This window comes from Halobacillus locisalis (assembly GCF_013694105.1).
Taxonomy (GTDB): Bacteria; Bacillota; Bacilli; order Bacillales; family Halobacillaceae; genus Halobacillus; species Halobacillus locisalis.
Window position 1 is genome coordinate 1 of sequence record NZ_JACEFG010000006.1, and the last position, 25758, is coordinate 25758.

The 25758-nt window shown below is 43.9% G+C and carries 25 protein-coding genes, 1 rRNA gene and 2 other annotated features; all 26 genes read left to right on the plus strand.

Annotated features, from left to right (window positions below; translation table 11 throughout):
- Positions 1 to 14 precede the first annotated feature (14 nt).
- The 26 genes from rrf to rpoB all read left to right on the plus strand — a co-directional run bounded on the left by rrf (position 15) and on the right by rpoB (position 25727).
- Positions 15 to 128: ribosomal RNA gene (rrf, locus tag H0266_RS18600) — 5S ribosomal RNA — on the plus strand.
- A gap of 197 nt (positions 129 to 325) precedes the next feature.
- A complete protein-coding gene (locus tag H0266_RS18605) occupies positions 326 to 1015 on the plus strand; it encodes an MgtC/SapB family protein (RefSeq protein WP_181473955.1) in 690 nt (229 codons plus the stop codon).
- 161 nt (positions 1016 to 1176) lie between these two features.
- Positions 1177 to 1641 carry a CtsR family transcriptional regulator gene (locus tag H0266_RS18610; RefSeq protein ID WP_181473956.1) on the plus strand — a complete coding sequence of 155 codons (465 nt, stop codon included), beginning with the start codon at positions 1177 to 1179 and terminating at the stop codon, positions 1639 to 1641.
- Positions 1642 to 1661: 20 nt separating this feature from the next.
- On the plus strand, positions 1662 to 2213 hold the full coding sequence (gene mcsA / locus H0266_RS18615; RefSeq protein WP_181473957.1) for a protein-arginine kinase activator protein McsA: 552 nt from the start codon (positions 1662 to 1664) through the stop codon (positions 2211 to 2213).
- A 2-nt stretch (positions 2214 to 2215) separates the two neighbouring features.
- The gene (mcsB, locus tag H0266_RS18620) at positions 2216 to 3286 is read left to right on the plus strand and encodes a protein-arginine kinase McsB (protein WP_181473958.1); all 1071 of its coding nucleotides are present in this window, start codon (positions 2216 to 2218) and stop codon (positions 3284 to 3286) included.
- Positions 3287 to 3304: 18 nt separating this feature from the next.
- Positions 3305 to 5764 (plus strand): ATP-dependent protease ATP-binding subunit ClpC, encoded by a 2460-nt coding sequence (gene clpC, locus H0266_RS18625; RefSeq protein WP_181473959.1) that lies wholly within the window; start codon positions 3305 to 3307, stop codon positions 5762 to 5764.
- 181 nt (positions 5765 to 5945) lie between these two features.
- Positions 5946 to 7325, plus strand: coding sequence for a DNA repair protein RadA (gene radA / locus H0266_RS18630; protein ID WP_181473960.1), 1380 nt, complete (start codon positions 5946 to 5948; stop codon positions 7323 to 7325).
- On the plus strand, positions 7326 to 8399 hold the full coding sequence (gene disA / locus H0266_RS18635) for a DNA integrity scanning diadenylate cyclase DisA (protein WP_181473961.1): 1074 nt from the start codon (positions 7326 to 7328) through the stop codon (positions 8397 to 8399).
- Positions 8400 to 8552: 153 nt separating this feature from the next.
- Positions 8553 to 9653 carry a PIN domain-containing protein gene (locus H0266_RS18640; RefSeq protein ID WP_181473962.1) on the plus strand — a complete coding sequence of 367 codons (1101 nt, stop codon included), beginning with the start codon at positions 8553 to 8555 and terminating at the stop codon, positions 9651 to 9653.
- A gap of 100 nt (positions 9654 to 9753) precedes the next feature.
- Complete coding sequence (locus H0266_RS18645; protein ID WP_181473963.1) at positions 9754 to 10944, plus strand: bifunctional 2-C-methyl-D-erythritol 4-phosphate cytidylyltransferase/2-C-methyl-D-erythritol 2,4-cyclodiphosphate synthase; 1191 nt, start codon at positions 9754 to 9756, stop codon at positions 10942 to 10944.
- Positions 10945 to 11001: 57 nt separating this feature from the next.
- A complete protein-coding gene (gene gltX / locus H0266_RS18650) occupies positions 11002 to 12471 on the plus strand; it encodes a glutamate--tRNA ligase (RefSeq protein WP_181473964.1) in 1470 nt (489 codons plus the stop codon).
- A gap of 44 nt (positions 12472 to 12515) precedes the next feature.
- Positions 12516 to 12731 (plus strand) — a binding site (T-box leader).
- A 208-nt stretch (positions 12732 to 12939) separates the two neighbouring features.
- Positions 12940 to 13590 (plus strand): serine O-acetyltransferase, encoded by a 651-nt coding sequence (gene cysE, locus H0266_RS18655; protein ID WP_181473965.1) that lies wholly within the window; start codon positions 12940 to 12942, stop codon positions 13588 to 13590.
- 1 nt (position 13591) lies between these two features.
- The gene (gene cysS, locus H0266_RS18660) at positions 13592 to 14992 is read left to right on the plus strand and encodes a cysteine--tRNA ligase (RefSeq protein WP_181473966.1); all 1401 of its coding nucleotides are present in this window, start codon (positions 13592 to 13594) and stop codon (positions 14990 to 14992) included.
- A 5-nt stretch (positions 14993 to 14997) separates the two neighbouring features.
- Entirely contained in the window at positions 14998 to 15396 is a 399-nt protein-coding gene (locus H0266_RS18665) for a Mini-ribonuclease 3 (protein ID WP_181473967.1), read from the plus strand.
- A gap of 4 nt (positions 15397 to 15400) precedes the next feature.
- Positions 15401 to 16144, plus strand: a complete 744-nt coding sequence (rlmB, locus tag H0266_RS18670; RefSeq protein ID WP_181473968.1) for a 23S rRNA (guanosine(2251)-2'-O)-methyltransferase RlmB — start codon at positions 15401 to 15403, stop codon at positions 16142 to 16144.
- Between the two features lie 3 nt (positions 16145 to 16147).
- On the plus strand, positions 16148 to 16657 hold the full coding sequence (locus H0266_RS18675) for an NYN domain-containing protein (RefSeq protein ID WP_181473969.1): 510 nt from the start codon (positions 16148 to 16150) through the stop codon (positions 16655 to 16657).
- 81 nt (positions 16658 to 16738) lie between these two features.
- The gene (sigH, locus tag H0266_RS18680) at positions 16739 to 17395 is read left to right on the plus strand and encodes an RNA polymerase sporulation sigma factor SigH (RefSeq protein ID WP_181473970.1); all 657 of its coding nucleotides are present in this window, start codon (positions 16739 to 16741) and stop codon (positions 17393 to 17395) included.
- A 77-nt stretch (positions 17396 to 17472) separates the two neighbouring features.
- Entirely contained in the window at positions 17473 to 17622 is a 150-nt protein-coding gene (gene rpmG / locus H0266_RS18685) for a 50S ribosomal protein L33 (protein WP_181473971.1), read from the plus strand.
- A 33-nt stretch (positions 17623 to 17655) separates the two neighbouring features.
- Entirely contained in the window at positions 17656 to 17826 is a 171-nt protein-coding gene (secE, locus tag H0266_RS18690; protein WP_181473972.1) for a preprotein translocase subunit SecE, read from the plus strand.
- Positions 17827 to 17961: 135 nt separating this feature from the next.
- Positions 17962 to 18501, plus strand: a complete 540-nt coding sequence (nusG, locus tag H0266_RS18695; RefSeq protein ID WP_181473973.1) for a transcription termination/antitermination protein NusG — start codon at positions 17962 to 17964, stop codon at positions 18499 to 18501.
- A gap of 202 nt (positions 18502 to 18703) precedes the next feature.
- A complete protein-coding gene (gene rplK, locus H0266_RS18700; protein ID WP_079477364.1) occupies positions 18704 to 19129 on the plus strand; it encodes a 50S ribosomal protein L11 in 426 nt (141 codons plus the stop codon).
- Positions 19130 to 19245: 116 nt separating this feature from the next.
- A complete protein-coding gene (gene rplA / locus H0266_RS18705; protein ID WP_181473974.1) occupies positions 19246 to 19941 on the plus strand; it encodes a 50S ribosomal protein L1 in 696 nt (231 codons plus the stop codon).
- A 50-nt stretch (positions 19942 to 19991) separates the two neighbouring features.
- Positions 19992 to 20142, plus strand: a sequence feature (ribosomal protein L10 leader region).
- Positions 20143 to 20178: 36 nt separating this feature from the next.
- Complete coding sequence (gene rplJ, locus H0266_RS18710) at positions 20179 to 20679, plus strand: 50S ribosomal protein L10 (protein WP_181473975.1); 501 nt, start codon at positions 20179 to 20181, stop codon at positions 20677 to 20679.
- 50 nt (positions 20680 to 20729) lie between these two features.
- Positions 20730 to 21095, plus strand: a complete 366-nt coding sequence (gene rplL / locus H0266_RS18715; protein ID WP_181473976.1) for a 50S ribosomal protein L7/L12 — start codon at positions 20730 to 20732, stop codon at positions 21093 to 21095.
- 184 nt (positions 21096 to 21279) lie between these two features.
- Positions 21280 to 21882, plus strand: coding sequence for a class I SAM-dependent methyltransferase (locus H0266_RS18720; RefSeq protein WP_181473977.1), 603 nt, complete (start codon positions 21280 to 21282; stop codon positions 21880 to 21882).
- Positions 21883 to 22199: 317 nt separating this feature from the next.
- Complete coding sequence (rpoB, locus tag H0266_RS18725; protein WP_181473978.1) at positions 22200 to 25727, plus strand: DNA-directed RNA polymerase subunit beta; 3528 nt, start codon at positions 22200 to 22202, stop codon at positions 25725 to 25727.
- Positions 25728 to 25758: the final 31 nt, after the last annotated feature.

Here is a 25758-nt window from a genome sequence, read left to right on the forward strand (position 1 = left end):
ACCTTATATGATGATGTGGTGGTGAAGGCGAAGAGGTCACACCTGTTCCCATGCCGAACACAGCAGTTAAGCTCTTCAGCGCCGATGGTAGTCGGGTTTACCCCCGTGAGAGTAGGACGCCGCCACGTCATTTGAAAAACCCCTTAGAAGATTCATTCTTCTAAGGGGTTTTTTCGTGAAATGATTTCGCAAAATGAGTGGAAGTCTTTGTTCTTTTGATTGGCTGTTTTGTTGAAGCGCTCTGAACGATTTCTAGTAAAAGATGAGAGTTTTATTCCTTCGTATTATTATAGTTCTCCCTCATATAATGAAGTAGGGAGGAGGCATGTCTTTGTTAGAGTATTTTGGTTCTCATACAAGTCTATATGCAGTGAGACTCGTTATAGCACTGGTGTTGTGTGGGCTCATTGGTTTTGAAAGAGAAATCAAGAATCAGTCTGCTGGTTTTCGAACACACATTTTAGTAGGAGTGGGCGCATGTCTAATGATGCTATTATCATTATATGGATTTGAATCTTATATTGATGAGTACGACAATGTACGTTTTGACCCAGCCCGAATTCCATCGTATGTGATTAGTGGGATTGGTTTTCTAGGTGCTGGAACAATCATGGTGCACGGGGTAACCATACGTGGATTAACAACAGCTGCATCAATATGGACGGTGGCGGGGATTGGTCTTGTAGTAGGGGCTGGTATGTATGATATTGCGCTATTATCAACGGCCATCGTATTGCTTTCACTTATGTTCTTAAACAAGATTGAGAAAAGAAAAATGAAAGATTCAGGTAAGCAGAGGGTAGAAATTATTGTAGCCTATAAAGATTCGATTCAAAACGTGTTGTCGACGTTGGATCAACCAGGAATTGTTTTACGTTCTTCGCAGATGAAAAAGGGAGAGCCGATTCATACCATGCGATTTGTGATTGAAGTGAAAAGGAAGGTCCAAGTCAATGAATTAGTTGAAAAAATATGCAATCAAGACTCTGTACAAGAGGTGAAGTGTTCTTTTTAAACTACGCAAATTTATTGCGTAGTTTTTGTTTTAATCGACCTCTCTTAAGGGAAACATGATAGATGTGTTGACGTACAAACAATTTAGTTGCGTGACAATTAAAAATGAGTATAATAAAATTAAAGTCAAAGATAGTCAAAGTCAAAAAAGGGGGAGGGAAAATGCGGAATATATCCGACGTCATAGAAGAATATCTAAAGAATATTCTGGATCGAAACCAAACCGAAAGCATTGAAATCAAACGTAGTGAGGTCGCTGATCAGTTTCAATGTGTACCTTCTCAAATCAATTATGTGATTAAGACCCGCTTCACTGTGGAAAAAGGATATATAGTGGAAAGTAAGCGAGGTGGAGGAGGTTACATCCGTATTAGTCGTATTCAGCATCTTTCACAGTCGGATATGATTGATGAGATCACTGACATTGTTCAGCCTCGTATTTCACAAACCGCTGCGGTTGATGTACTTGAACGATTAGTAGATAACGAATTAGTGACGATGAGGGAAGCGAAACTCATTGAAAGTATGATAGGCAGAGAAGTTCTGGCATTTCCGCTCCCTTTAAGAGATGAAGTTCGTTCAAGGATGATGACGGCCATGTTATTCACATTGAAATATAAAACGTAAGGTGGAAGGGGGAGAAAGGTATGGAATGTCAAGAGTGCCATCAAAGGCAGGCAACAGTTCACTTAACACAAATCGTAAATGGGCAGAAAACGGAAATTCATGTTTGTGAGCAATGCGCCAAAGAAAAAGGGTATGTGAGTTATGGTGAGGAAAACTTCACGTTGAATGATTTGTTGTCAGGGCTTTTCCATTCTGAGGGGCCTTCTCCGTTCAGTACCCACAATCAACAGGCACAGTCTTATCAGCAGGCCTCTCAATTAAAGTGTCCGACTTGTGGATTAACCTATCAAGAATTTGCGCGTATAGGTAAATTCGGTTGCGCCTCATGCTATAAAACATTTGATGATCGTATTAACCCGATTTTAAGGCGAGTACACAGTGGAAATACGCGTCACGATGGCAAGATTCCGAAGCGCGAAGGAGGAAAACTCCACCTCAAGCGAGAAATAGATGAATACAAATCTAAGCTTAAAGAGTTAATCGAGCAGGAAGAGTTTGAGCAAGCGGCGAACTTTAGAGATAAGATCAGAACATTAGAAAGCCAACTTCATCAAGGAGAGGATGGTGAGTAATCATGTCACTGCAACATTTCATGAATGAGGCAATCAGTCCTTGGATGAATCAAGAAGGCCCTGATAGCGATATTGTGATGAGTAGCCGGATCAGGTTGGCTCGTAACTTTTCTCACTATCCTTTTCCCCTGATTGCATCTGAGAAGACTCTAGAAGAAGTGATGACGTTTTTTGAAGAGACGTTCAAGCACAAAACGTTTAGGGATTATGCGGATTTTGAAGTCATTAAGATGAAAGATTTGCAGCCAATCGAAAAAAGGGTTTTAGTTGAAAAGCACTTGGTCAGTCCTCACTTAGCTGAAAAACCTGATCATTCGGGAACGTTGATTTCTCAAAATGAACAAGTTTCCATCATGATTAATGAAGAGGACCATATACGCATACAATTATATTTCCCAGGCTTTCAATTAGATCGGGCTTTAGAACAGGCTTCTCAATTGGATGATTGGCTTGAAGAAAAGATTGATTATGCGTTTGATGAAAAGCGTGGATATTTGACGGCGTGTCCGACGAATGTCGGGACGGGGATGAGGGCGTCGGTGATGATGCATTTACCTGCCTTGTCTATGACTCATCAAATCAACCGTATGACACCCGCAATTAACCAGTTAGGATTAGTAGTTCGTGGGATCTATGGCGAAGGTAGTGAGGCTGTAGGTAATATTTTTCAAATCTCGAATCAAATCACGCTAGGCAAGTCCGAGCAGGATATCGTCGAAGACCTTCATAGTGTCGTAAAACAGTTGATCGACCAAGAACGAAGAGCAAGAGAGGCTTTAATCAATCGGTCAGGTATCCAGTTGGAAGATCGTATTTTTAGGTCGTATGGTGTTTTAAGAAACAGTCGTATCATAGAGTCTAAAGAGGCGGCTAAATGTTTATCGGATCTAAGGTTAGGGATCGATCTTGGTCTGATTGATGATATACCTCAAACGATATTGAATGAGCTGATGATTTTAACTCAGCCTGGATTTTTGCAACAATATGCGAAAGCTACACTCAACCCAGAAGAACGAGATATTAGAAGAGCATCACTAATCAGAGAAAGACTTCAATTAGAGAATGAAGAATAATGTTAGGAGGGAATGTCCATGATGTTTGGGCGATTTACTGAAAGAGCACAAAAAGTACTGGCATTAGCACAAGAAGAAGCTGTTCGTTTAGGTCACAATAATATTGGGACTGAACATATCTTATTAGGTCTTGTCAGTGAAGGTGAAGGGATTGCAGCGAAAGCTTTAACCGCACTAGGGCTTGAATCAGCGAAGATTCAACAAGAAGTGGAGAAGTTGATTGGAAAAGGGGATAAAGTATCCCAGACGATCCACTACACACCTCGTGCCAAAAAGGTGATTGAATTATCTATGGATGAAGCGCGTAAGTTAGGTCATTCATACGTCGGAACAGAACATATCCTTCTTGGTCTTATTCGTGAAGGCGAAGGTGTTGCCGCTCGTGTATTGAACAACTTAGGTGTGAGCCTTAATAAGGCCCGTCAGCAAGTGTTGCAGCTCTTAGGGAACAATGAGTCTACTGGTGGGCAAAACCGTCGTGGTGGAGCCGCTGGAGGCCAAGCAACGAATGCTAACACTCCTACTCTAGATTCCCTGGCTCGCGACTTAACAGCGATCGCCAAAGAGGGGAACATCGATCCGGTCATCGGACGTAGCAAAGAAATCGAACGTGTTATCCAAGTGTTGAGCCGTCGTACGAAGAATAACCCTGTACTTGTAGGTGAACCAGGTGTTGGTAAAACGGCGATTGCTGAAGGGTTAGCCCAACAAATCATGAATAACGAAATCCCGGAAATTTTGAGAGATAAGCGTGTCATGACACTAGATATGGGGACAGTGGTTGCTGGAACTAAATACCGCGGTGAATTCGAAGACCGCTTGAAGAAAGTGATGGAAGAGATTCGTCAGGCCGGCAATATCATTCTATTCATTGATGAGTTGCACACCTTGATTGGTGCAGGTGGTGCAGAAGGGGCGATTGATGCGTCCAACATTCTGAAGCCGTCTCTTGCTCGCGGGGAGTTGCAATGTATTGGTGCGACAACACTTGATGAATATCGTAAATATATCGAAAAGGATGCGGCTCTTGAGCGTCGTTTCCAACCGATCCAAGTAGATGAGCCGACGTTAGATGAATCGGTTCAAATTCTAAAAGGGTTGCGTGATCGCTATGAAGCTCACCACCGTGTAACGATTACAGATGATTCAATTGAATCTGCAGTTCGTTTCTCTGACCGCTATATCACAGACCGCTTCCTTCCGGATAAAGCGATCGACTTGATTGATGAGGCGGCATCGAAAGTGCGCCTTCGTTCTTATACAGCTCCACCAAACTTGAAGGAGCTAGAACAGAAGCTTGAAGAAGTAAGAAAAGAAAAAGATGCTGCTGTTCAAAGTCAGGAATTTGAAAAGGCAGCCTCTCTAAGAGACAGCGAACAGCGTCTGCGAGACGAACTCGATCAAACGAAGGATGAGTGGAAAGAGAAGCAAGGACAAGAAGACTCTGAAGTGACGGTTGAAGATATCGCATCTGTCGTATCTACATGGACGGGTGTACCAGTATCTAAAATGACCAAAGACGAAAGTGAGCGCCTGCTCGCTCTTGAAGAAACGCTGCACAACCGTGTCATCGGTCAAGAAGAGGCGGTCAAATCTATTTCTAAAGCCATTCGCCGTGCTCGTGCCGGTTTGAAAGATCCGAAGCGTCCTATTGGCTCCTTCATTTTCTTAGGACCTACTGGGGTTGGTAAAACAGAATTGGCTCGCGCGTTAGCTGAAAGCATGTTCGGTGAAGAAGATGCGATGATCCGTATCGATATGTCTGAGTATATGGAGAAACACAGCACCTCTCGTCTCGTCGGTTCACCACCAGGCTACGTCGGTTATGAAGAGGGTGGCCAGCTGACAGAGAAGGTGCGTAATAAACCTTATTCAGTTGTCCTGCTTGATGAAATTGAGAAAGCACATCCTGAAGTATTCAATATCTTGCTTCAAGTACTAGAAGACGGTCGTTTGACAGATTCAAAAGGTCGTGTCGTAGACTTCCGTAATACAGTCTTGATTATGACATCAAACGTTGGTGCTCAAGAATTGAAATCAAACAAATATGTAGGGTTCTCCATGGGCGAATCTGGTCAAGATTATAAAGATATGAAATCAAAAGTGACAGATGAGCTGAAGAAAGCATTCCGCCCAGAGTTCTTGAACCGTATCGATGAAACGATTGTGTTCCACTCTCTAGAGAGAAAACACATGAAAAATATCGTAACACTGATGGCCGATCAGTTAAGACAACGTCTTCAAGAACAGGAAATCGACTTTACCTTGTCTGATGCAGCGATTGAACACATCGCCGAACAAGGCTTCGACCCTGAATATGGAGCTCGACCACTACGTCGTTCCCTTCAAAAGAACGTAGAAGACTTGTTATCAGAAGAGTTGTTGAAAGAGAACATCTCGAAAGGTCAAAAAGTGAAAATTGACTTGAATGATAATAAAGAGTTTACGGTTCACACACAGCAAGAATCTACAAATTAAGTGATAGAGAGAAATCGGAAGGTCTTGGCACCTTCCGATTTTTTTGTCATATAATGGCCTTTCTTGTACTCCCGTGGTCTTCTAGTTGCTTTTGGTAAGCGAAACTTAATACAATTGATATGGCTATGAAACTTTTTCACAAGCAATATCGTATAAAATATTAAATAGAGGAGCGATCATCTTGGCAAAAAGAAAAACTAAATTTGTTTGCCAGGAATGTGGATATGAAACACCTAAATGGATGGGGAAATGTCCAGGGTGTCATCAATGGAACACGTTAGTCGAAGAGGTTAGTATGACAGGCAACAACTCTAGGCATGTGTTCCAGACGAGTTCCACTTCCGCAACATCTAAACCTGAAAAAATCAATTCGATAAAATCCCAAAAAGAACCGAGACTTCCAACGGATATGCCAGAGTTCAACCGTGTCCTTGGTGGAGGTATTGTGGCGGGGTCCTTAGTTTTAATTGGCGGGGATCCGGGTATCGGGAAATCAACTTTACTTCTCCAAGTATCGGCTCAAATTGCCGATAAAAATATGCCGGTCCTTTATATTTCTGGTGAGGAATCGGCAAGACAGACGAAGTTAAGGGCAGAGCGCTTAGCGATTACATCCGATGAACTATACGTCTTATCCGAAACGAATTTGCAGGATGTCGTCACCCATATCGAAAATGTGGATCCTAAATTTGTCGTGATCGACTCCATTCAGACCATCTATAAAGAAGATGTCCAGTCCGCGCCCGGAAGTGTGTCTCAAGTAAGAGAATGCACGAGTCATTTAATGAGAATTGCGAAAAGTAAAGGTATCCCTATTTTTATTGTAGGGCATGTTACTAAAGAAGGATCCATTGCCGGACCACGTCTACTTGAGCATATGGTGGATGCTGTGCTTTATTTCGAAGGGGAAAGACACCATACGTTCAGAATCTTACGAAGTGTTAAGAACCGCTTCGGAAGCACACATGAAATGGGTATTTTTGAAATGAAAGAAGAGGGGTTGCGAGAAGTATTGAACCCTTCAGAGATTTTCTTAGAAGAACGATCGCAAGGAGCGGCAGGATCCATCGTCGTTGCATCCATGGAAGGGTCGAGGCCTGTTCTTGTTGAGATTCAAGCGTTGATTTCCCCGACCGCCTATGGCAATCCGAGACGTATGGCAACGGGTATTGATAATAGTCGTGTTCCTTTATTGATGGCGGTATTAGAGAAACGGGCAGGTCTTCTACTTCAGAACCAAGATGCTTATGTTAAGGTGGCTGGCGGAGTTAAATTGGATGAACCGGCAATCGATTTAGCTGTAGCACTGAGTGTAGCCTCAAGCTTCCGAGATCGTTCATCCAAACCAGATGATGTCGTAGTCGGCGAGGTTGGTTTGACAGGCGAAGTCCGTCGTGTCGCGCGCATTGAACAGCGTGTACAGGAAGCGGCTAAGCTAGGGTTTAAGCGTGTAATTATTCCTAAGAAAAATATCGATGGATGGACACCACCTTCGGATATTGAAGTGATCGGAGTTAGTTCCGTACAAGAAGCGATGAAGGTAACGTTAGGGGATGCTTAAATGGAATGGCATGAAATGAAAGATCATGGAATCGGAGAAATATTGAAGTTTGTAGCACCCGGAACGCCCCTACGGGATGGTATTGATAACGTCCTTAGAGCAAACACGGGTGGACTCATTGTTCTCGGTCACGACGATGGCGTTCGGGAGCTTGTGGACGGTGGCTTTCATATCCAATCTGAATTCACCCCCGCTCACCTTTATGAATTAGCAAAAATGGATGGTGCCTTGATTTTGAACGGAGAAGGGTCGAAGATTTTGTATGCCAATGCTCAATTGATGCCTGACCCAGACATTTTATCAACAGAGACGGGGATGCGTCACCGGACGGCTGAGCGTGTTGCGAAGCAAACGGGAACGTTGGTCATTGCGATCTCTCAACGAAGAAACGTGATCACTCTATACAAAGGGTCTTTGCGTTATTCATTAAAAGATATCGGTGTTATCCTAACGAAAGCGAACCAGGCGATTCAAACGCTTGAGAAATACAAGAACGTGTTGAATCAAAGTACGACGAATCTTGGGGCTATGGAGTTTGAGGATATGGTTTCCTTCTCGGAGGTGGTCCAGGTTGTTCACCGAATTGAAATGGTGCTTCGTACGAAAACCGAGATCATCAATTACGTCAATGAACTAGGGACAGAAGGTCGTTTGATTCAACTGCAAATGACCGAGCTCGTCTCCAATATCGAGCAGGATGCTGCGCTTCTATTGAAAGACTATAGTAAGCGTCCGGATTATGAGCCGTATTATATTTTAAGAAAAATGCAAGAGGTGACGAATACGGAGTTACTATCCGATGAACAGATCTTGAAGTTGCTCGGCTATTCCCCGAACACGAAGATGGATGATCCGATTCATCCGAGGGGCTACCGTATTTTACATCGGATCCCGAGACTTCCTCCATTAATTATAGAGCATCTCGTTGGTCGTTTCGGTTCGCTTGAAGCATTGATTCAAGCCTCAACAAAGGAATTGGTTGAAGTAGATGGTGTCGGTGAGATCCGTGCCAACAAGATAAAAGACGGGCTGGATCGCATCCAAGAACAATTATTTGTCGATCGCCACATATAGGGCTATTGACTTAAATAGAATAGTCGTGATATCATATTTAGTTATCCTTTGACTTAAAATGGAAATTGTGATACTTTAGAATTCATCATTCATTTTTTATACGATTAATGGTTATTCGGTTTGGTCATACTGTGAATGAGGAGGTGAAGAGAAGTGCTTAAACGTATTGTACAGTTGTTCATAGTCATAACCGGTGGGACAATCGGTTACCTCTATTTACCTGAGCTGTTTTCAACTATGGGTCTTGATTGGCCAGCACTGATTCAGTCAGTCTTAGGAGCTGTTTTAGGAGCACTTATTTTATATTTATTGATGTTTTGGTTTATTGATTATATCGTTGATTTTCTTAGGTGGGTGGAAGATACACTTGTCCGGGCCCCTGCTGCTGATCTCTTATTCGGTAGTCTAGGTTTAATCGTCGGATTGATCATTGCGTATTTAATCAACATCCCTGTGCAGCAATTTGAGATCCCTGTCGTCAATCAGGTCGTCCCGATCATCATTACGTTCTTCTTAGGGTACTTCGGCTTTCAAGTCGGCTTTAAGCGTAAAGATGAATTCTTAGGTATGGTGACCCGAAAAGAGAAAAGGAATGACGAATCGGATCAACAAACGGAAGCCAATTCGGTAGATGCCTCACTGATACCAAAGGAAAAGATCCTGGATACAAGTGTGATCATCGATGGCCGAATTGCAGACATCTGTGAAACACATTTCTTAGAAGGTACCGTGGTTATTCCGCAGTTTGTATTGGAAGAACTTCAGCACATCGCGGACTCTTCTGATGGTCTGAAGAGAAATCGTGGACGTCGAGGTCTTGATATCTTAAACCGTCTTCAGAAAGATTTACCCGTCAACGTGGAAATCTACGAAGGTGATTTTGAAGATATTCAAGAGGTTGATAGTAAGCTAGTGAAGCTAGCTAAAGTCATGGATGGCATTGTTGTGACGAATGACTTCAACTTGAATAAAGTGTGTGAGTTCCAAAATGTTCAAGTGTTGAACATCAACGATTTAGCGAATGCCGTCAAACCGGTCGTACTTCCTGGTGAAGAGATGAAGATCCAAGTCATAAAAGACGGAAAAGAACAGAACCAGGGTGTAGCCTACTTGGATGACGGAACGATGATCGTCGTAGAAGAAGGGAAGAACTACATCGGCAAGTCTATTGATGTCGTTGTCACTAGTGTTCTTCAAACGTCTGCAGGACGTATGATATTCGCGAAGCCAAAATCACTTGAAAAAGCCTTGTAAAAACGGTATAAACAAATAGAGACAAACAAAAGTGATAACCGTTGTGTTATCGCTTTTGTTATTTTCGAGGGATATATGTTAGAACTTTAGGGTGGATGGAATGACAAACTATACAGTAGTGATTCTTGCGGCAGGTCAAGGGAAGCGGATGAAGGCAGGTCGTAATAAACAATTCTTAATGATTGATCAGCAGCCACTGATTATACATACATTACAAGCATTTGAACGTGATGAATGGTGTGAGGAAATCGTGTTGGTCACAAACCAGAAGGAGCGTACGGCGATGGAGGAACTCCTTGCCGCATCTGGTGTGAGTCAGCCTGTGCGTTTCGTAGATGGAGGTCTCGAGAGGCAGGATAGTGTGTTAGCTGGTCTTAGGGCGATCCAAAACACAACGGTTCCCGTGTTTATCCATGACGGGGCGCGGCCTTTTGTAAAACAGGAATCGTTGCACCGCTTGGCGGAAAAAGCGGAATCAGATCGTGCCGCCTTGCTAGCTGTGAAGGTGACAGACACGATCAAACAGAAGCAAAAGGATCAGTTGAAAACGCTTGACCGGGATACGTTGTGGGCAGCTCAGACGCCTCAAGCCTTTTCTTATGACTTGATTGTCAGCGCGCATCAACAGGCAAGGAAAAGCGGATACTACGGGACAGATGATGCCTCGCTTGTGGAGGAGTTAGGTGAAGCGGTCGCTATTGTTGAGGGAAGTTATGACAATATAAAACTTACGACACCAGAGGATCTACATAAAGCAGAGGCTTACGTACGAAATCAGCGTGAAGGAAAGGTGGAGGATTCATCGATGTTTCGAATTGGACAAGGATTTGACGTTCATCAGTTGACGGAGGGCCGCCCTTGTATTATTGGGGGCATAGAAATCCCATTTGAGAAAGGATTGCTTGGCCATTCGGATGCGGATGTATTGCTTCATACCATCGCCGACGCTTGTTTAGGGGCGATTGGAGAAGGGGATATCGGAAAGCATTTTCCGGATACGGATCCTGAATTCAAAGATGCTGACTCGGGAAAACTCCTACGTCACGTATGGGAGTTAGTTCAAGAGCGAGGGTATGAACTTGGGAATATCGACTGCACCATCATTGCAGAGGCTCCTAAGATGGCTCCGTACATTGAAGAGATTCGAGCGAATGTAGCACGTTTACTCGACGCGGATTCCAGTCGTATAAACGTAAAAGCAACGACGACAGAGAAGCTCGGCTTCGCAGGACGCAAGGAAGGGATTGCCGCTCAAGCGGTGGTTCTTTTGCAAAATAATCAACAATCGTAAGCAAAAAATGATAAAATAAAACAAGGTTAAGACCGGAATGACGAAGGGAGAATCATTATGTCGAATGAAGTACGTGTGCGTTATGCACCAAGTCCAACGGGGAATCTCCATATCGGAAATGCGAGAACAGCCCTATTCAATTACCTATATGCCAAACACCTAGGTGGAACCATGGTGATTCGTATCGAGGATACGGATGAGAAGCGTAATGTAGAAGGTGGAGAAAGAAGTCAGCTCAATTACTTGAACTGGTTAGGAGTCGACTGGGAAGAGAGTCCGGATAAAGGTGGCGAATTTGGCCCATACCGTCAAATGGAACGTCTGGATATCTATAAGAAATATGTTGATGATTTGATGGAGCGTGGTTTAGCTTATAAATGCTACATGACCTCCGAAGAACTCGAAGCCGAGCGCGAAGCTCAAATGGCTCGTGGCGAAGCGCCGAAATACTCTGGTGCTCATCGCGATTTGACTCAAGAGCAAATCGAACAATTCGAAGCGGAAGGTCGCGAACCGAGTATCCGCATTCGCGTACCTGAGAACACGACGTACACATTCAATGATATCGTCCGTGGCGACATCACGTTTGAATCCAGCGATTTCGGTGACTGGGTCATCGTAAAGAAAAACGGTACACCGACATACAATTTCGCTGTAGCCATTGATGATCATTTGATGGCCATTTCTCACGTGTTGCGTGGGGAAGAGCATATTTCGAATACACCGAAGCAAATGATGGTGTATAACGCGTACGGTTGGGAGCCGCCAAAGTTCGGCCATATGACGCTGATTTTGAATGAAGATCGTAAGAAATTAAGTAAGCGCGATGAGCACATTCTTCAGTTCATCGAGCAGTATAAGAACCTTGGGTACCTTCCAGAAGCGTTATTCAATTTCATTACGTTATTGGGTTGGTCTCCAGTCGGTGAAGAAGAGATCTTCACGCAAGAGAAACTGATTGAGATTTTCGACGCTGATCGCTTATCCACGTCCCCAGCTGTCTTCGATGCTGCTAAGTTGAAGTGGATGAACAACCAGTACATCAAAGCTTCAGATATTGAGCAAGTAGAAGAACTGGCTTTGCCTCACTTAGTGGAAGCAGGACGTCTATCGAATGATATGAGTGAAGCGGATCGTAAGTGGGCGCGTGAATTGATTGCTCTCTATCATGATCAATTGAGCTATGGTGCTGAAATTGTTGAACTGACAGAGTTATTCTTCAAACAAGAGATTGATTACGATGAAGAAGCGATGAACGTGCTTGAAGGTGAGCAAGTACCGGAAGTGCTTGAAGTCTTCAAGAAAAATTTGAACGAGCTGGATGAATTCACACCAGAAAACATCAAGAAGCAAATCAAAGCGGTCCAAAAAGAAACCGGTCATAAAGGCAAGAAGCTCTTCATGCCGATCCGTGTTGCGACAACTGGTCAAACGCACGGTCCTGAACTGCCGAACGCGATTCATTTGCTTGGGCTTGAGACGGTAACCGTCCGTTTGAATGACGTATTGTCAAAACTCCAAGGCTAATTCGTTCACAAAAGACCCGTTTTGTCATATAGTAGAGATATCTATAAAGAACGCTGAAGAGGAGAAGTAGAAGGGTCCTTTCCTTACACAGAGAAAACCACCGTGGCTGAAAGTGGTTGAAGTGGAGTCCTTTGAAATGCACCTCAGAGTCTTGTGCCGAAACCGGAGTAGGCAGAAGCGGTCACCTGCCGTTATACAGGAGAAGTGGGGAATCCGTCATTTCCCAAACAGAGTGGAACCACGTGTAGCGCGTCTCTGTGCCTAACCGCACAGAGGCGCGCTTTTTAATTAGATAAGAAGAATATGATTTTTATTGTTGGCTAGCTCCAGCGTCCAGCCACTCGCACATAAGCAATCCGTTTTCGGGAGAGAAGAACATCTTCCTCCGGCCGTTTTGCTTATGGGTGTCGTGTCTCTCAGGGCGCTTGCGCATTTCTTATATTGACATGAAAAAGGAGGAGAGCAAGTATGGGACTTTTGAAGATGTTTAAAGCGGATGTCGATGTCGTGTTCGAACAAGACCCTGCCGCTCGTTCTTATTTGGAAGTGATTCTAACGTATTCTGGCTTGCATGCCATTTGGGCGCATCGGGTGGCCCATGCTTGTTTCAAGAGAAAATTCTTTTTCTTGGCTCGTGTCATTTCGCAGATCAGCCGTTTTTTTACAGGAATTGAGATTCATCCAGGGGCCAAAATAGGTCAACGGTTTTTCATTGACCATGGAATGGGGGTCGTCATCGGAGAGACGTGTGAAATCGGTGATAACGTCACGATTTTCCAAGGCGTTACATTAGGTGGAACAGGGAAAGAAAAAGGAAAACGACATCCGACGCTTTTAGATAATTCATTAGTGGCAACCGGAGCGAAAGTCCTTGGTTCGATTACCATTGGGGAAAACTCGAAAGTAGGAGCGGGATCTGTTGTCTTAAACGATGTTCCAGATAACTCAACAGTCGTCGGAATACCAGGTCGTGTCGTCATTCAGAACGGTAAGAAAGTAAGGAAGAAGGACTTGGATCACCATAAACTTCCCGACCCAGTGTATGACCGCTTGAACCATTTAGAAACAGAACTCGAACAATTGCGAGAAGAAATTAAAGAAGCTAAAGGAGTGAAGTAACGTGGCGATTCGCGTATTCAACACACTGACACGTAACAAAGAACCATTTGAACCCCTAGAGGAAGGCAAAGTGAAGATGTATGTGTGCGGTCCAACCGTTTATAACTATATTCATATCGGGAATGCACGCCCGGCCATAGTGTTCGATACTGTCCGTCGGTATTTCGAGTACCGCGGCTATGAAGTACACTACGTCCTGAATTTCACGGATGTTGATGACAAATTGATCAAAGCAGCCAATGAAATGGGGGAAGGGGTCACGGAGGTGGCCAATCGATTTATTGCGGCCTATAAAGAAGACGTTGGCGCATTAGGAGTCAAGGAAGCGGTCGATCACCCGCGCGTGACAGAAAACATGGATGAGATTGTCGACTTCATCAAAGGGTTGATTGAAAAAGGCTTCGCTTATGAATCTGGCGGAGATGTCTACTTCCGTACACGCTCCTTCGACACATACGGAAAGCTGTCTCATCAGTCGATTGATGAATTGCGTTCTGGTGCCAGAATTGAGGTCGGGGACAAGAAAGAAGATCCCCTCGACTTCACGCTCTGGAAGGATGCGAAGCCTGGGGAGATTTCTTGGGAAAGCCCTTGGGGTACAGGGAGGCCAGGGTGGCACATCGAATGTTCCGCGATGGCTAAAAAGTATTTAGGAGACACGATCGACATTCACGCAGGAGGACAGGACTTGACGTTCCCTCACCACGAAAACGAAATTGCCCAGTCCGAAGCGCATAACGACCAATCGTTCGCTCGCTATTGGATGCACAATGGGTACATCAATATCGAGAATGAAAAGATGTCCAAATCATTAGGGAACTTTGTGTTAGCTCACGACTTAGTGAAAGAGCATGATCCTCAAGTTATCCGCTTCTTCATGTTGAGTGTTCAGTACCGTCATCCGATTAACTTCAGCAACGAATTGCTGAAAGGTGCGAAAAGTAGTTTTGAGCGACTGAAAAATGCTTATGAGAACGTCAAGCACCGTAAAGAAACGAGTCTTGATTTAACCGGCGATCACCAGAAGTGGCTCGATGAAATTACAGCACAGAAAGAACAGTTCATCACAGAAATGGATGATGATTTCAATACAGCGAATGCCATTTCAGTCCTTTTCGATTTAGCAAAATCAGCGAACTTGTACCTTCAAGAGTCTCAAACCCATTCCGACGTGTTAAATGCGTATGAAGATACATTTAAAGAGTTGACTGGAGTATTGGGACTTGAGATCGAAGCAACGGAAGAACTGTTGGATGAAGACATCGAAGCGTTGCTTGAAGAACGAATCCAGGCAAGAAAAGACCGGAACTTCGAGCGAGCGGACCAAATACGTGATGAGCTGAAAGACCGGAACATTATCCTTGAAGATACATCGCAAGGCACGCGTTGGAAGCGAGGGTAACGGGTATGTCTATACAGAATGCAAAACAAATGAAAAGCTTAGCCTTAGCGTACATGGGCGATTCCGTGTATGAATTGTATGTAAGGCGCCACCTGCTTGAGGGTGGAGAAGTGATGCCGCAGCAACTGCACCAAGCCGCCGTGAAATTCGTGTCTGCTAATGCGCAAGCCGACGTGGTCGCTTATTGGAAAGAAGAAGGACGATTGACGGAAGAAGAGGAAGGGGTACTCAGACGAGGGCGCAATGCAAAGTCTGGGTCCGTTCCTAAGAATACAGATGTCCAGACGTACCGGAATTCGACTGGATTCGAAGCGGTTCTCGGGTTCTTGTATTTAGATGGACAAACCGAAAGACTAGAACAGTTGATCTCACAATCAATAGAATACGTAGAGAAAGGAGTGTAAGGACATGAAAGATGAATGGATTATCGGAAAGAATCCTGTTCAGGAAGCGTTGCGTTCTGGACGAGCAATAAATAAGGTTTGGGTATCTGACCAGCTACAGCATCAGGCGGTGAAAAAACTTGAACAATTAGCCAAAGAAAATGGGGTGAACGTTCAAAAAGTACCGAAGAAAAAAATCGATCAACTCGTAGATGGAAACCATCAAGGCGTAGTGGCTTCTGTTGCAGCTTATGAATACAGTGACATTGAAGATCTGTTCGCCAAAGCAGAAGAAAAAGGAGAAGCTCCGTTCTTTATCATTTGTGACGAAATTGAGGACCCTCATAACTTGGGATCTATTCTGCGTACAGCAGATGCTGCGGGCGCACACGGGGTCATCATTCCGAAGAGACGATCGGTTTCGTTGACGGCTACCGTTGCCAAAACTTCAACCGGTGCGATTGAATATATTCCTGTCGCTCGCGTCACGAACTTGGCGAGAACGATTGATGAGCTCAAAGAGCGTTTTGTTTGGGTCGTGGGCACAGATGCAGAAGGTACGGAAGATTACCGTCAGTTAGATGGGGGAATGGCCATCGCGCTCGTGATCGGCAGCGAAGGTCGAGGAATGAGTCGTCTTACGAAGGACAAGTGTGACTGGACTGTCAGCCTCCCGATGGCAGGGCAAGTGACTTCGTTAAATGCCTCAGTCGCCGCATCTCTCTTGATGTATGAAGTTTATAGAAAGCGTCACCCCATTGGGGAGTAAATTATGATCGTTCTCATTGTGGATGGCTATAATATGATTGGCGCTTGGCCGGAGCTTAAAAAGTTAAAAGAAACGGACTTAGGCCAAGCGCGGGACCTTCTCATAGAAATGATGGCCGAATACCAGTCGTACACAGGAGATCGACTCATTATCGTTTTTGATGCTTATCATGTGAGAGGACTTGCGAAGAAGCAGAAGAGTTATAAAGTCGAAGTCATCTTCACTAAAGAAAACGAAACGGCAGACGAACGGATCGAGAGACTTGCAGGTGAGTTGAATGACGTCCGAACCCAAGTCTATGTCGCTACATCAGACTACGCGGAACAACGGACGATTTTCGGTCAAGGTGCATTCCGTAAGTCAGCAAGAGAGTTATATATCGAAGTCAAGAACATTGAAAAAGCCATTAAGAAAGATGTCGAAACGCACAATCAGGTTCAATACCAACCGAAAATTCCGATGAATAAAGAGATGAGGGATTTATTTGAAAAGTGGCGTCGAGGAGATAAATAATTCTGACAACTTGTTGACGCTTTTCAAATCTTTCCTGTATAATATTGCTATATTGAGGTAGCACGGTCGGGGGGATCCTGTGTGAGCATCATTCAAACGAAGACAGACATCAATGAAGTGGATCTGAGTAAACTTGATGATGAAGCGATCATTGAACGGATCAATCAAGGTCAGGTTCAAGCGCTCGATTATTTAATCAATAAGTACAAAAATTTTGTTCGCGCTAAAGCCCGGACTTATTTTCTTATTGGTGCAGATAGGGAAGATATCGTCCAAGAAGGTATGATCGGTCTATATAAAGCCATTCGAGATTACCGTGAAGGAAAACTCTCTTCTTTCAAGGCTTTTGCTGAATTATGTGTCACCCGCCAGATTATTACCGCTATTAAAACCGCCACAAGACAGAAACACATCCCGTTGAATTCTTACGTATCGCTAGACAAGCCAATTTACGACGAAGAGTCGGACCGTACACTGCTTGACGTTATTGGTGGGTCTAAAGCCATCGACCCACAAGAATTGATTGTAAACAAAGAGAAACTGTTCGATATGGAAGAGAAAATCTCTGAATTGCTCAGTGATTTAGAGAAAAAAGTACTAGCCTTATATTTGGACGGGCAATCCTATCAAGAGATATCGGTGGAGCTTGACCGCCATGTGAAGTCGATTGATAATGCGCTGCAACGTGTCAAAAGGAAGCTGGAAAAGTACTTGGAAATCAGCGAAATTACGCTCTAGATGTCTGATTGACAGTCGATTGGAAGCGTGCTACATTATACTAAGTGTGAAAACCTCGTGCGAAGAGGTGAATAGGTATGCGTAAAAAAGTGATTTTAGCTTGTACGGAATGTTTAAGCCGTAATTATAGTTCATATACAAATCGATCGAATCAATCAGAGCGTCTAGAAGTGCGTAAATTTTGCAAGCGTTGTGGGAAACATACTTTACACCGTGAGACAAAGTAGACAAGCATGACGCAAGTTTGGGGGTATGCTGGTATGTTTAAGTTCTTTCAAAACGTTTCTCGAGAAATGAAGAAAGTGAGCTGGCCTAAAGGTCAAGAACTTACACGCTACACGATTACTGTACTTGCAACAGTAGCTTTCGTAGCTGTATTCTTTGCTATTGTAGACCTTGGCATTTCGCAAATACTTGAACTTATTTCTTAAGAATAGTAGTGTTCATTTTATGCTATAATAGAAAATAGACTTACTAAAAACCCGTTCAGCGGGTTTTTTCATGTTGGAATACTTTCATTAATTTTAGATACAAGGGAGGGAAGGGCAAGTACTTGTCCTGCAATAATGGAAAAAAGATGGTACGTTGTTCACACCTATTCAGGTTATGAAAACAAAGTGAAAACCAACCTTGAGAAACGAGTAGAATCAATGGGAATGGAAGATAAAATCTTCCGCGTGCTCGTTCCTGAAGATGAAGAAACGGAAATTAAGAACGGTAAGCGAAAAGTTGCAAAGAAAAAAGTGTTCCCTGGTTACGTATTAGCTGAAATGGTGATGACGGATGATTCTTGGTATGTCGTTCGAAACACTCCTGGTGTGACAGGGTTCGTCGGATCGACTGGTTCTGGTTCTAAACCTATCCCTCTCTTACCAGAAGAAGCTGAGACGGTCCTGAAACGAATGGGTATGAACGAGCAACCGAAAACAGAGGTTGACTTCGAAGTGAAGGAAAGTGTTAAAGTAATAGATGGACCTTTCGCTAACTTCACAGGTACAATCGAATATATCGATTTGGACAAGCAGAAAGTGAAAGTCCACGTTAATATGTTCGGAAGAGAAACGCCGGTTGAGCTGGACTTCTCTCAGATAGAGAAACTAAGCTAAGCATGGAAGTGGTGGCTTAGTACAGGAGTAAACCATAACTCATTTTATAAAAAATGGTCCTTCCCCTTGCGTTGTTCCAGAATTAATGCTAAAATTCTTATGTTCTTTATGTGCCTCGAATCCCGAGGCGTTGATGCATATTGCATAGAGTGGGAGGGGCATTCCCTATTACCACATCACGGACTTTAAGGAGGTGTGTCTCGTGGCTAAAAAAGTTATTAATGTTGTAAAACTTCAGATCCCAGCGGGCAAAGCAAACCCTGCACCGCCGGTAGGACCTGCACTAGGTCAAGCTGGTATTAACATCATGGGTTTCTGTAAAGAGTTTAACGCTCGTACCCAAGATCAAGCGGGTATGATTATCCCAGTTGAAATCACGGTATTTGAAGACCGTTCATTTACATTCGTAACGAAAACTCCACCTGCTGCTGTTCTTCTTAAGAAAGCTGCTGGAGTTGAGTCAGGTTCCGGTGAACCAAACCGTAACAAAGTAGCTTCTGTTAAACGCGATCAAGTTCGCGAAATCGCAGAAACGAAAATGCCTGACTTAAACGCTGCTGACGTTGAAGCTGCAATGCGCATGGTTGAAGGTACAGCGCGCAGCATGGGTATTACAATCGAAGATTAATCCCACAGCGTTATGAGTAGATAGGAAAAGGTTGCGGAAATGGAGCTTTTTGTCCCTTTCGCAACCTTTATTCGTGGGAGGACAATCCGTTAAAACCACAAGAGGAGGAAATAACAATGGCTAAGAAAACAAAAAAGCAACAAGAGCTATTAAAGCTTGTTGATCGTACGAAATCATACGATGTTCAAGAAGCGATTGATCTAGTAAAAGAAACGTCAAAAGCTAACTTTGACGAAACTGTAGAAGCTGCTTTCCGTCTTGGAGTAGACCCTAAGAAAGCGGACCAACAAATCCGTGGCGCTATGGTACTACCTCATGGTACAGGTAAATCTCAGCGTGTGCTTGTATTCGCTAAAGGTGATAAAGCGAAAGAAGCAGAAGCTGCAGGTGCTGACTATGTAGGAGAGCAGGACTTAATCAACAAAATCAACCAAGGTTGGTTTGAGTTTGATGTAGTTGTTGCAACTCCAGACATGATGGCTGAAGTTGGTAAGCTAGGTCGTGTACTAGGACCGAAAGGCCTAATGCCGAACCCTAAAACAGGTACTGTAACATTCGAAGTAGAAAAAGCCGTAAACGAAATCAAAGCAGGTAAAGTAGAATACCGCGTTGATAAAGCAGCGAACATTCACGTTGCAATCGGTAAAGCTTCTTTCGACAAAGAAAAATTGGTTGAAAACTTCGAAGCGATTACAGATGCACTTGTTAAAGCGAAGCCACAAGCTTCTAAAGGGACTTACATGCGTAATGCAGCTGTTGCATCTACGATGGGGCCTGGAATCAAGGTTGACGTTTCCAATTACACGAAGTAATAAAAAGTGTTGACTTTCCGTTTCTAGTTAGATACAATTAGAAACGTTGTATAAATGAATACGTTATACCGTAGACAGTAGGGGCGGACAACCGCTTAATCTTCCTGCCGAGGTGTGTGAATATACGGGACAGCGCTGAAAAGCCCTGGACTGTTCATACGTACCTCCATGTCTGCATGGAGGTACTTTTTGTTAGCCTTCAAACGGTATGATGATCAGTCAATAGGAGGTGGAACGATGAGCAACATTATCGAACAGAAAAAGCAAGTTGTAACTGAATTAGCTGATAAGTTTCGTAATAGTAAATCTGCTGTACTAGTAGATTACCGCGGACTTGATGTCGCAGAAGTTACAGAGCTTCGTTCACAACTTCGTGAAGCTGGCGTAGATTTCAAAGTGTACAAAAACACGATGACTCGCCGTGCAGCTGAAGAAGTTGAGCTTTCTGAGCTTAACGACGTTCTTACAGGACCTACTGCGCTAGCGTTCCATGAAGATGACGCTGTAGCTCCAGCGAAAATTCTTAACAACTTTGCTAAAGATCACGATAACCTTGAAATCAAAGGTGGAGTAGTTGAAGGACAAGTTGCAACTCTTGAGCAAATCAAAGAGCTTGCGGAACTTCCGAACTACGAAGGTCTTGTATCTATGTTCCTAAGCGTACTACAAGCGCCAATCAGAAACTTCGCATACGCTACTCAGGCTATCGCGGACCAAAAAGAAGAAGAAAGTGCGTAAGTTAGCACTCGTCTAAACTATTATTTAAAATCATAAGGAGGAAATTTCTCATGTCTAACGAACAAATCATTGAAGCGATCAAAGAAATGTCTGTTCTTGAACTTAACGACCTAGTAAAAGCAATTGAAGAAGAATTTGGTGTATCTGCTGCAGCTCCAGTTGCAGCCGGCGGTGCTGCTGCAGGTGGCGAAGCTGCTGAAGAACAAACTGAATTCGACGTAGTACTTGAATCAGCTGGATCTTCTAAGATCAAAGTTGTTAAAGCAGTACGTGAAATCACTGGTCTTGGTCTTAAAGATGCGAAAGATCTTGTAGATAACGCTCCTGGCGCTATCAAAGAAGGCGTATCTAAAGAAGAAGCAGAAGAAATGAAGTCTCAGCTTGAAGAAGCTGGCGCGACGATCGAAGTTAAGTAATTTGATTTTTGGAAGTAAAGCTCGCTGACTATCGGCGAGCTTTTCTTTTCTTTTCTACTACCCTAGCCTCTCCTAGTCATAAGTAATTCCATTCCATGGCAAAAAAACCACAAAGAACAACAGTTGCTTATATTGACAGAGGCGCATGAGCTTTTCTATCTAACTTAAAGAAGGTGTGCTTAAGATGTCAGAGCATTACTACTCTAAAAAAACAACAACCAAAAGTGAAGAGAAGACGTGGTCGTATGAATTGAGAGGACACTCTCTTTCTTTTACTACGGATCATGCGGTTTTCTCTAAGCGTGAAGTCGATTATGGTTCGCGTATGCTCATTGATGCTTTTACTGAACCAGAAGTCGAAGGTGATGTTTTAGATTTAGGGTGCGGGTACGGCCCGATTGGCTTGTCACTTGCTAAAGATTTTCAAGAACGGAATATAGTGATGGTCGATGTCAATGAGAGGGCGTTGGATTTAGCGAAGAAAAACGCTGTGCAAAACAATATCCATAATGTCACGATCAAGGAAAGCGATCGTCTTCAGGGGATCAGTGATTACACATTCGCCTCGATCTTAACCAATCCGCCGATCCGTGCGGGTAAAGAGGTTGTTCATCACATGTTCGAAGAATCCGCCGAGGCCTTAGTGGACCAAGGTGAGTTATGGGTCGTTATTCAAAAAAAGCAAGGAGCACCTTCAGCGAAACAGAAGCTTGAAGAATTGCTCGGTCACGTGGAAGTAGTCACGAAGCAAAAAGGCTACTACATTTTGAAGGGCACGAAGGTTTGACTAGTTCTAGCAATTGTGCTAGTATTGAAAAATGCCAATATGACCGTTGTCTGTCAAGTCTTTTTTCAGAAAATGTATAAAAAGGTTGATAGTAGGTTAGTATGGTGAAAACCAAACACGTAAAGTAAATGAGGTTTTTTGCTATGAAAACCCTTTTTCTTTTTTGTCTAACGTTAGAGAGAAATGAAGAATCACCATTTGCTATAAGGCGAATGTTTAAATAGTGCTTGTGGCAAGATCAACCGCAAGCCTGTTCGGCATGCCTTTGCCGAACCCTTTTTTCGTTATAAAAATGCTTGATTTGAGGGGTGAATCAGTTGACAGGTCAACTAGTTCAGTATGGACGACACCGCCAGCGCAGAAGTTATGCACGTATCAGTGAAGTATTAGAGTTACCGAATCTGATTGAGATTCAAACCGCTTCTTATGATTGGTTCTTAGAAGAAGGGTTGAAAGAAATGTTCCAGGACATTTCTCCAATCGAAGATTTCACAGGTAACCTATCACTAGAGTTTGTAGACTATAGCCTAGGCGAGCCAAAGTATCCAGTGGATGAGTCAAAGGATCGCGATGTAACATATAATGCACCGCTTCGTGTCAAAGTTCGTTTATTAAATAATGAAACAGGCGAAGTGAAGGAGCAAGAAGTATTCATGGGAGATTTCCCATTAATGACGGACACAGGTACCTTTGTAATTAATGGTGCTGAGCGTGTTATCGTATCTCAGCTTGTTCGCTCTCCGAGTGTATATTTCAACAAGAAGATTGATAAGAACGGAAAACGTGGTCACACAGCTACCGTTATTCCAAACCGTGGTGCATGGTTAGAATTTGAAACCGATGCGAAAGACGTAGTACACGTACGTATTGATCGTACGCGTAAACTACCGATTACGGTCCTACTTCGTGCTCTAGGATTCGGAACAGACCAAGAGATCATTGACCTCATTGGTGACAACGAATACCTGAAGAACACGTTAGAAAAAGATAACACTGAAAATAGCGAGAAAGCATTGCTGGAAATTTACGAGCGTCTACGCCCTGGTGAACCACCAACGGTAGAAAACGCTAAAAGTTTACTTGTTTCTCGTTTCTTCGATCCGAAGCGTTATGATTTAGCGCGTGTCGGACGTTATAAAATGAATAAAAAGCTAAACATCAAAGATCGTTTGTTCAACCAAACGCTAGCGGAAACACTAGTTGATGAAGAAACTGGTGAAGTACTAGCAGAAAAAGGGGACAAAATCGATCGTCGCTTGCTTAACAAACTAATTCCTCACTTCGAGGATGAAGAAACAAACTTGAGCGAGCAATCTCTTGATCCGGTTGAAGGAGTGCTTGAAGATCCGATTCAAGTACAATCCGTGAAAATCGTCGACCCGACAGATCCAGAAGGTGAACGTTCTATTAATGTCATCGGTAATGCGAACATTGACCGTGATGTGAAGAACATTACACCAGCGGATATCCTATCATCTATCAGCTACTTCTTTAACTTGCTGCATAATGTAGGCGGAACAGATGACATCGACCACCTAGGTAACCGTCGTCTTCGTTCTGTAGGGGAACTATTGCAAAACCAATTCCGTATCGGACTATCCCGTATGGAGCGTGTTGTGCGTGAGCGTATGTCAATCCAAGACACATCCTCCATCACACCGCAACAATTGATTAACATCCGTCCGGTTATTGCATCGATCAAAGAGTTCTTTGGTAGCTCTCAGCTATCACAGTTCATGGACCAAACGAACCCACTTGCAGAATTGACCCATAAACGTCGTCTATCTGCTTTAGGGCCAGGTGGTCTGACTCGTGAACGTGCAGGCTTTGAAGTTCGTGACGTACACTACTCCCACTATGGTCGTATGTGTCCGATCGAAACGCCGGAAGGACCGAACATCGGTCTGATCAACTCCTTGTCTTCTTATGCGAAGGTCAATGAATTCGGGTTTATCGAAACACCTTACCGTCGTGTCGATCCAGATACGAATAAGGTTACCGCTCAAATTGATTACCTGACAGCTGACGAAGAGGATAACTACGTTGTAGCACAGGCCAATGCGAAGCTTGATGAAGACGGTACCTTCCAAGATGAAGAAGTTATCGCTCGTTTCCGTGGTGAGAACACGGTCGTTCAACGTGATCGTCTTGATTACATGGACGTTTCTCCGAAGCAGGTTGTTTCTGCTGCGACAGCATGTATTCCATTCTTAGAGAACGATGACTCCAACCGTTCCCTTATGGGTGCGAACATGCAACGTCAAGCTGTACCATTGCTGAAACCTGATGCACCTCTTGTTGGTACAGGTATGGAATATGTATCTGGTAAAGACTCCGGTGCAGCCGTTATCTGCCGCCATGAAGGTGTAGTCGAGCGAGTGGAAGCGAAAGAAGTACTTGTTCGTCGTATCTCTGAAGTGGACGGCCGTGAAGTTGAAGGTGACCTTGATCGTTACCGTCTGCAGAAGTTCATCCGTTCCAACCAAGGAAGTTGCTATAACCAACGTCCAATCGTTGCGAAGGGTGACCGGGTAACAAAAGGTGAAATCCTTGCTGATGGTCCATCCATGGATATGGGTGAGCTTGCGCTAGGTCAAAACCCGCTGGTAGCCTTCATGACTTGGGATGGCTATAACTATGAGGATGCCATCATCATGAGTGAACGTCTTGTGAAAGACGACGTCTATACTTCTATTCATATTGAAGAATATGAGTCTGAAGCACGTGATACGAAGCTTGGACCTGAAGAAATTACAAGAGACATTCCAAACGTCGGAGAAGACGCTCTTCGCGACCTCGATGATCGCGGAATTATCCGTGTCGGTGCTGAAGTAAGCGATGGTGACCTTCTTGTCGGTAAAGTGACGCCTAAAGGTGTAACAGAATTATCTGCAGAAGAACGTCTCCTTCATGCTATCTTTGGCGAGAAAGCGCGTGAAGTGCGTGACACGTCCCTACGTGTACCACACGGCGCAGGCGGAATTGTCCTTGATGTGAAAATATTCAATAGAGAAGATGGCGATGAGTTACCACCGGGAGTTAACCAGTTGATCCGTGTCTATATCGTTCAGAAGCGTAAGATTTCTGAAGGTGACAAAATGGCCGGTCGTCACGGTAACAAAGGTGTAATTTCTAAGATTCTTCCAGAAGAAGATATGCCGTACTTGCCGGACGGTACTCCTGTAGATATCATGTTGAACCCACTTGGTGTACCATCACGTATGAACATCGGACAAGTGCTTGAGTTGCACTTGGGAATGGCTGCCCGTCTACTTGGTGAACGTGTAGCAACTCCTGTATTCGATGGAGCGCGTGAGGAAGACGTGTGGGAAACACTTCAGGAAGCAGGAATGGCTCGTGATGCGAAGACCATCCTTTATGATGGTCGTACGGGTGAACCGTTTGATAACCGTGTGTCGGTAGGTGTCATGTATATGATCAAACTAGCGCACATGGTCGATGATAAATTACACGCGCGTTCTACAGGACCTTACTCTCTTGTTACGCAACAACCGCTTGGTGGTAAAGCACAGTTCGGTGGACAGCGTTTCGGTGAGATGGAGGTATGGGCACTTGAGGCTTATGGTGCCGCATATACACTGCAGGAAATCTTGACTGTGAAGTCTGATGATGTCGTTGGTCGTGTGAAGACGTACGAAGCGATAGTCAAAGGCGACAACGTTCCAGAACCTGGCGTACCAGAATCCTTTAAAGTTCTGATCAAAGAGCTTCAAAGCCTTGGTATGGACGTTAAGATTCTGGATGGTAATGAGGAAGAGATTGAAATGCGTGATATCGAGGAAGAACAAACGAAAGAATCCGAGAATTTAAACCTAGACGACTAAAGATAGTGAATCCGTCGAAGGATGAGTGTTC

What these genes read in the sequence shown, in the direction of transcription:
- H0266_RS18675 (WP_181473969.1), top strand. Translation starts at nt 16,148, where the DNA reads ATGATCGTTCTCATTGTGGATGGCTATAATATGATTGGCGCTTGGCCG.
- rplJ (WP_181473975.1), top strand. Translation starts at nt 20,179, where the DNA reads ATGAGCAACATTATCGAACAGAAAAAGCAAGTTGTAACTGAATTAGCT.
- H0266_RS18645 (WP_181473963.1), top strand. Translation starts at nt 9,754, where the DNA reads ATGACAAACTATACAGTAGTGATTCTTGCGGCAGGTCAAGGGAAGCGG.
- secE (WP_181473972.1), top strand. Translation starts at nt 17,656, where the DNA reads ATGTTTAAGTTCTTTCAAAACGTTTCTCGAGAAATGAAGAAAGTGAGC.
- rpmG (WP_181473971.1), top strand. Translation starts at nt 17,473, where the DNA reads ATGCGTAAAAAAGTGATTTTAGCTTGTACGGAATGTTTAAGCCGTAAT.
- rlmB (WP_181473968.1), top strand. Translation starts at nt 15,401, where the DNA reads ATGAAAGATGAATGGATTATCGGAAAGAATCCTGTTCAGGAAGCGTTG.
- rplA (WP_181473974.1), top strand. Translation starts at nt 19,246, where the DNA reads ATGGCTAAGAAAACAAAAAAGCAACAAGAGCTATTAAAGCTTGTTGAT.
- disA (WP_181473961.1), top strand. Translation starts at nt 7,326, where the DNA reads ATGGAATGGCATGAAATGAAAGATCATGGAATCGGAGAAATATTGAAG.
- H0266_RS18605 (WP_181473955.1), top strand. Translation starts at nt 326, where the DNA reads ATGTCTTTGTTAGAGTATTTTGGTTCTCATACAAGTCTATATGCAGTG.
- mcsB (WP_181473958.1), top strand. Translation starts at nt 2,216, where the DNA reads ATGTCACTGCAACATTTCATGAATGAGGCAATCAGTCCTTGGATGAAT.
- gltX (WP_181473964.1), top strand. Translation starts at nt 11,002, where the DNA reads ATGTCGAATGAAGTACGTGTGCGTTATGCACCAAGTCCAACGGGGAAT.
- rplL (WP_181473976.1), top strand. Translation starts at nt 20,730, where the DNA reads ATGTCTAACGAACAAATCATTGAAGCGATCAAAGAAATGTCTGTTCTT.
- nusG (WP_181473973.1), top strand. Translation starts at nt 17,962, where the DNA reads ATGGAAAAAAGATGGTACGTTGTTCACACCTATTCAGGTTATGAAAAC.
- cysE (WP_181473965.1), top strand. Translation starts at nt 12,940, where the DNA reads ATGGGACTTTTGAAGATGTTTAAAGCGGATGTCGATGTCGTGTTCGAA.
- H0266_RS18665 (WP_181473967.1), top strand. Translation starts at nt 14,998, where the DNA reads ATGTCTATACAGAATGCAAAACAAATGAAAAGCTTAGCCTTAGCGTAC.
- clpC (WP_181473959.1), top strand. Translation starts at nt 3,305, where the DNA reads ATGATGTTTGGGCGATTTACTGAAAGAGCACAAAAAGTACTGGCATTA.
- H0266_RS18610 (WP_181473956.1), top strand. Translation starts at nt 1,177, where the DNA reads ATGCGGAATATATCCGACGTCATAGAAGAATATCTAAAGAATATTCTG.
- H0266_RS18720 (WP_181473977.1), top strand. Translation starts at nt 21,280, where the DNA reads ATGTCAGAGCATTACTACTCTAAAAAAACAACAACCAAAAGTGAAGAG.
- mcsA (WP_181473957.1), top strand. Translation starts at nt 1,662, where the DNA reads ATGGAATGTCAAGAGTGCCATCAAAGGCAGGCAACAGTTCACTTAACA.